Source organism: Cupriavidus sp. 01L46 (assembly GCF_056399905.1).
This window is the reverse complement of sequence record NZ_JBFTSF010000380.1, coordinates 1-5,307: the sequence shown is the minus strand read 5'-3', so window position 1 is coordinate 5,307 and position 5,307 is coordinate 1. Positions and strand designations below refer to the sequence as shown.

At 58.4% G+C, this 5,307-nt stretch carries 7 protein-coding genes; 2 read left to right on the top strand and 5 right to left on the bottom strand.

The genetic code is table 11. The features are described from left to right. The 3 genes from AC1DS3_RS34790 to AC1DS3_RS34780 all read right to left on the bottom strand — a co-directional run. Positions 1-422: hypothetical protein (locus AC1DS3_RS34790; protein ID WP_477128970.1), on the bottom strand; the 422-nt coding region annotated here is incomplete at its 3' end. Between the two features lie 453 nt (positions 423-875). Further along, positions 876-1,676: a hypothetical protein gene (locus AC1DS3_RS34785; protein WP_477128969.1), complete on the bottom strand. Its 801-nt coding sequence runs from the start codon at positions 1,674-1,676 to the stop codon at positions 876-878. Between the two features lie 297 nt (positions 1,677-1,973). Continuing rightward, positions 1,974-2,351, bottom strand: coding sequence for a hypothetical protein (locus AC1DS3_RS34780; RefSeq protein ID WP_441640662.1), 378 nt, complete (start codon positions 2,349-2,351; stop codon positions 1,974-1,976). A 278-nt stretch (positions 2,352-2,629) separates the two neighbouring features. On the opposite strand from AC1DS3_RS34780, the gene AC1DS3_RS34775 reads away from it, so the two are divergent. Together AC1DS3_RS34775 and AC1DS3_RS34770 are read left to right on the top strand one after the other, a co-directional pair. After that, entirely contained in the window at positions 2,630-3,052 is a 423-nt protein-coding gene (locus AC1DS3_RS34775; RefSeq protein WP_441640661.1) for a DUF7668 domain-containing protein, read from the top strand. Between the two features lie 213 nt (positions 3,053-3,265). Then, positions 3,266-3,856 carry an HD domain-containing protein gene (locus tag AC1DS3_RS34770; protein WP_441640660.1) on the top strand — a complete coding sequence of 197 codons (591 nt, stop codon included), beginning with the start codon at positions 3,266-3,268 and terminating at the stop codon, positions 3,854-3,856. A 435-nt stretch (positions 3,857-4,291) separates the two neighbouring features. Here the strand turns inward: AC1DS3_RS34770 and AC1DS3_RS34765 are convergent, their stop codons facing one another. After that, the gene (locus tag AC1DS3_RS34765; protein ID WP_441640659.1) at positions 4,292-4,738 is read right to left on the bottom strand and encodes a hypothetical protein; all 447 of its coding nucleotides are present in this window, start codon (positions 4,736-4,738) and stop codon (positions 4,292-4,294) included. Between the two features lie 167 nt (positions 4,739-4,905). Continuing rightward, the coding region (locus tag AC1DS3_RS34760) for a MarR family winged helix-turn-helix transcriptional regulator (RefSeq protein ID WP_477128968.1) at positions 4,906-5,307 on the bottom strand (402 nt) is incomplete at its 5' end.

Genomic DNA, 5,307 nt, shown 5'->3' with positions numbered 1-5,307 from the left:
CCATAGGTTTTGGCTAGGATCCCTTGTCGGACAAATTCATCGATGCTCTCTTTCGAATAGCCGAGCAGCATTCCAATGATCCGATCGATGCCCTCGTCAGGACTATGGAGGTTGTCCCGCTGCGCTGCCAAGACTAACTCCATTGCGGGAATTCTCCATTCTTCGCCGCGTGCAGCGTAGAGGACGTATGTAATTACCGCATAGCCACTGCTTGACGGAAAACCGATGTCGAACTCCTCCATTGTCATCGACCCGTCTTCGACGTGCGGCAAGAAGTCCTCGATAGGCAACACGCCTTTGTCGTCGTTTGCCTTGCTATAGTAAAACATCGACAGCGGCTTTTTGCGTTCCAGCATCAAGCGCAGTTCGTTCCCAGTGTGATTGTCCACGTCCTTATCTCGCAGCCGCGGTTGTTTTTTCAAGACCCGAGCAGCCTGCCCGGAAATCGGCGATGAACCTGAAAAAAGCCAGGCGCCTGAGAGGGATCAGCCTGSCACTCGGTGAATCCTGTTGATGACCAAGAGTAGCGAGCACTTTCACTTTAGATCTCCAGAGTAGATTCGTAAGTGTGACAGCAGACACATCCGCCTCTACAGGTGTTTTTTTACGCCCGCCGCGCGCGGGCATTTTCATTTTTGGAGTCCGCATGGACCAGCAAGTCTTCTGTCGCCGGTTCACGCCACGCGCTGGTGACCACATGTCGAGCCGGCACTGTTCGAGTTCGGGATCCTGTCGCCGGCGCGCGTAGCCGCGTGGATTGCGCAGACCGGCCACGAGTAGCTCCTTGAGGGCGAGAAAAACGGGTGTAGGCGGCAGGTAGACACCTGCGCTGACGTCTCCGGCGCCTCAATAGAGCGAAGGCGGGTTAGCGCTGCCTATTGCCTGGTGCCGATCACCAGTACACCATCACTGCGGTCCGCTAGCACGCCCATCGCGAGCAACATAGGGGTGCTGCCACTCAAGTCTGGTACTGCATACCCAGATGCGGTGGCTGTGCCCGCTCCGCAGCCGCTGTCACCGAAGGTCATTGAAAGGTTGAAGACATTCTTGGCGCCGGCCGGCGGCGCCAGGGTTCCGGTGTGGCTGCAAACGCTAGAGCCAACGGTGGACGTGCCGCTGAAGCTGCCGTTTGCGGCCACAGTGAATTTGATGAGAGCTACGCCGCTGCCGGTCACGGAAGCACCAKAATAGGTTCCGACAATCGAGGCGATAGAGGCAGGGGTGTCGTAAATGGGATCGTAGGCGGCGGTGAACGTGAAGCTCTGGCGGCCCCCGGTCACAGTGCCCTGCAGTGAGCGCTTGGCGGCGTAGGTGGCCGATATTGTGACCGGTGTGGGTGTTTGRCCACCCACAAAGTCGAGTCCATTGGTGGACGAGAACGCCCCGTTTACTGACGTGCCATTACCCTGGACGACCCCGTAGCCGGTGCCGGCCTTCCCATAGACCACGTAGTACTCGCCGTTGTCCAAGACCATGCTAGCAATCTGGAAGCCGTTGCTGGATGAGCCAGAGTACAAGCCTTCGGCCGTCGCCGGAGGCGTCTTCGTGCGGATCAAGGCTAGKCCAGCACTATTGTCATCGCCGCCGCCACCGCAGGCGGCCAAGGAAGCCACCAGTGCCAGCATGGCAATGCGGGAGGCGTGTAATTTGAACATTTTTCCTTTTTTTCCTTCCATTTGTGCGGCATCGGCTGAAGGCTTCTAAATGTCTTCTTGCGAGGCACGCTCAAAAAAAAGTCCGCATATCTGCGGACGTGATTTGGCATTGGGCGGCCCTTAAAACCGCCTTATCTAAATGTCCCATACATTCAGGCGGTCGTATGCCCCTAAGGTGAGGGGTACATTAACGTGTGGAAATTTCGCCGCGCATTATTCCGTATTGCGGGGGCAGGCTACTCGGCAGCCTTCGCTCTCGACGCGCGCGGTKCCGGCTCGGCCTCCATCAGATCGGGCGGGTAGGCGCACGCCCCGCAACTAGCTCTCAAGCCATTGAATCCATTCCGGTCGCGCTCCGTCATTCACATAGAAGTATGCGATGACCTTGTAGCACTGTTCGACCTCGATGCACCACGCTACCGGGTACTCGTCTTTTTGACCGTTGCTCAGGATGTATTTTTCGTTGCCCAACTGGCTGGCCTCACCAATCGAAGTAAAGCCACTGTCACCTTCATGACGCAGGTACATAAGCCAGGCATGTTCGCAGTTCCTCAGCATGCAAATGCTTGGCCCGTCCGGGACGGACACCCACAGCTCAAACTGGGGCACGTCGTCAAAGCGGCCCAGCGCGTGCCGCAGTTCTTCTAGAGACGCAATGTCTTCAGTATGACCATTGAACAAGATTGACATAGCCATGGTAGACACTCKGTAGTTATCGTATAGCGTACGGGTCGGTTGACAAAGCTCCTTCTGCCGCACGCGGAGTCGGCTAGATAGCTGATGTCTTKAGATTCCAGGGTAGCAGAGCTTCGTAGGTCGACAGTCTTTGCGAGGGACAACCCTTTAACAAGGCGACGAGATATCGGTAAGCGGTCGAGAATGCACGGCTCCCCCGAGTCACGCTAGTGTTGGGCGTCAGATGAACTCAGACGGAGCGCCATGTTGGGTCTCCTGCCAGCTCGCAATAGTGCAAAATGCGTCTTTGCATTCCAGACCTTCTCCCGCGGTTCGCGATGCCAGTCCTCCACTCAGCCAATATTGAATCCGCTCTCATCCAGTATGTAGAGTCCTGGGTTGATCTCCTGGCCCGTGGAGACTGGGACGGCGCCATGGCTTTGGTGGAAGTGCCAAACTACTATGGAGTGCTTTGGACTACTGCAGACGTTCGTCGTGCACTCATCGAGTATGGCGGGGGGACTGAGCCCGCAGTTACGGACCCACATGCCTCAAGCGAGCGGCCTCGCATTTCGACCGGTGCGTTTGATGACGGTACCGGTTATTGGGTCGACATTGACTTGCCACTTGAAGGAGCGTGGACCGACCTTACCGCTCAATTTGAGTTCCGGCGGTCGGGAACCCATTACTTTGCCACGCTGCACGACCTGCACGTTCTCTGAGCACGTGTCTGGGTGTCGACGTCGGTGGCATAAGTTCCAAGGCAGCATAGCTTCGTAGTCGTCCACTGTTTGAAGCGTGTTCTCCACCACTGACCGTGGCTAGAGTCAGGTCCGAACTGCCGCTGACCCCCAGACGTATCGCTAGGGCCCAGGGTTGCTGCTGGCATGCGGCTGCTAAACTTCCCTGAGATACCTAGGCCATTTGTATCCAACATGAACCTTGCCAATCTGGAACGCCAACTTTCCTTCCTCCGTGAGATTGACCAACTGAAGAGCGTCGTACGGATGTCGCGGCTGATCAATCAGTCGCGTCGAGAGAATAGTGCCGAACATTCCTGGCATCTCGCCATGTATGCCCTCGTCTTGGCGGAGCATGCAGCAGCGCCTGTTGACGTGGTACGAGTTGTGAAGATGCTTCTCATCCACGACATCGTGGAGATTGACGCAGGCGATGTTCCATTTCACGACCCGTCGGCGCGCGCCGGTCAGGCTGAACTGGAACAACAGGCGGCTGAGCGAATCTTCTCGTTGTTGCCGGACGTACAGGCCGCGGAGTTTCGCAGTCTCTGGTCCGAATTTGAGGCGGCGGAAAGCGACGACGCAAGGTTTGCGAAAGCGTTGGACCGCTTTCAGCCGTTGGTCCACAACGCGGCAACAGGAGGTGGCAGCTGGGTGGAGTGTCAGGTCACTGAAGAACAGGCCCTTGCACGTTATCGACCACCTATCGAGCGCGGTGCACCAGCACTCTGGGAGGAGTCGGCCAAGCTCATCCAAGAATTTTTCCACAAGGCAAAGACTGAATGAGGTGGCGTTGAGGGGTGACGCTCACGCGAGTCGCTTCGGTCACTTACAAAAAATTGCGAAAGGTGCGGGCCGAACTGACGTTAACAACGACAGGAACGCACAGTTCCTTGTCAACTTGGGGCAGGCTTCCATTCCGCGAAGCCTGCCCGTCTTTTACGAGCTGATTCCGCTCACCGGCGCAACGTGACCGTCCAAGGTTCAAACGGCTGATTGACCGTGATGAGGCTGCGTATTCGGTTGGCGAATTGCACCGTATCAAGGCCGAGGCCGAGCGCCAGGAGCAACTTGACCCCCGGTTTCAATAGCGGTGGCCGCCGCACAGGTGCATGCGCGGAAAGAGAAGTGATCTCTGGCGTTCTTTGTAAAGCGGCGGCGTCGCGCCTTAGCCTGCCTTCAAGCCCGGGATCCGAGGGAGATCGCAGGGCTAACGCACGTTCATTGCGCCTTCAGCTTCAGCTTGCCAGCCAGCCGCATGCCGTCACGAAAGCTCATGCCCAGCAGGGTCAGCTGCAAGGCACCCATTGCCAGCTCGATGGCCTGGACGACGTAGAACAAGGTGTCGAACTCGCCGGCCTGCGCTTTGGCGCTCAGGAAGAGCGCGCAGGGCAACATGATCAGCAGACCGTTCGCGACGATCAGGGGCATGCGCTTTTTCTTGCCGTCCACGATGCGGCCCCGCCTGTGCCGGGAGAGGGCAAAGCCGGACGCGCCAGTGGCGGCCATGGCCATAATCAGCAGCGCCAGCCCGTACACCACACATTGCTTGACCAGCGCCACGGCAGCGTGGTCGAAGAACGCCTCGGAGATGACCGTCGACATCCAGAAGGTGGCTACGGTCAGCATTGCCACGCTGCCGGCGATGCCATGCACGATCGGTTTCATGGATCTTCTCCTTCTGCTCTCAAAGATTGACAACCAGTTTCCATGAATGGAAACTGGTTGTCAATATGGTGGCCGGCGGAAGGCGGTAAGGAAATGCAACGGCGCCAGCCTGCCAGGCGCATCCTGCTGTCGCCCCGCTTGATCGTGCTTGCCCAGGCGCGGGTGCGCTATGCGCCGGTGTCCACTTCCGCGTCGACCTCGACATGCATCGCAGCAAGGCCCTCGACCACCCTGGCGGTGGCCTCCAGGTCGGCCGCGCTGAATGCGGCGGCAAGTTTTGCCGCGTGCTCCCGCCACTTCTGGTCCACCGTGCGGTAGGTGCGTTGGCCGCGCTCGGTGAGCATGTATAGCGGCGAGCGCTTGTGCAGGGGGTTGGGGTGCGCTTCGATGAAGCCTTCGTCGGCAAGCAGATTGAGTTGCTTCAGGGCGCCTTGCCGGGTCACGCCCATATTGGCCGCGATCTGCGGCGCGGTCAGTGATTTGCCGGCAAGCGCAAGTGCGCCGAGCATTTGCCAGCGCGCGCTCGTCAATCCCAGCGGGGCCACGAAGCTGTCGCCCCAGGCCAGGAG

Bases quoted from the DNA above. Each gene is read 5' to 3' on its own strand.
- AC1DS3_RS34780 (WP_441640662.1), bottom strand. From the start codon at position 2,351: ATGGCTATGTCAATCTTGTTCAATGGTCATACTGAAGACATTGCGTCT.
- AC1DS3_RS34775 (WP_441640661.1), top strand. From the start codon at position 2,630: ATGCGTCTTTGCATTCCAGACCTTCTCCCGCGGTTCGCGATGCCAGTC.
- AC1DS3_RS34770 (WP_441640660.1), top strand. From the start codon at position 3,266: ATGAACCTTGCCAATCTGGAACGCCAACTTTCCTTCCTCCGTGAGATT.
- AC1DS3_RS34765 (WP_441640659.1), bottom strand. From the start codon at position 4,738: ATGAAACCGATCGTGCATGGCATCGCCGGCAGCGTGGCAATGCTGACC.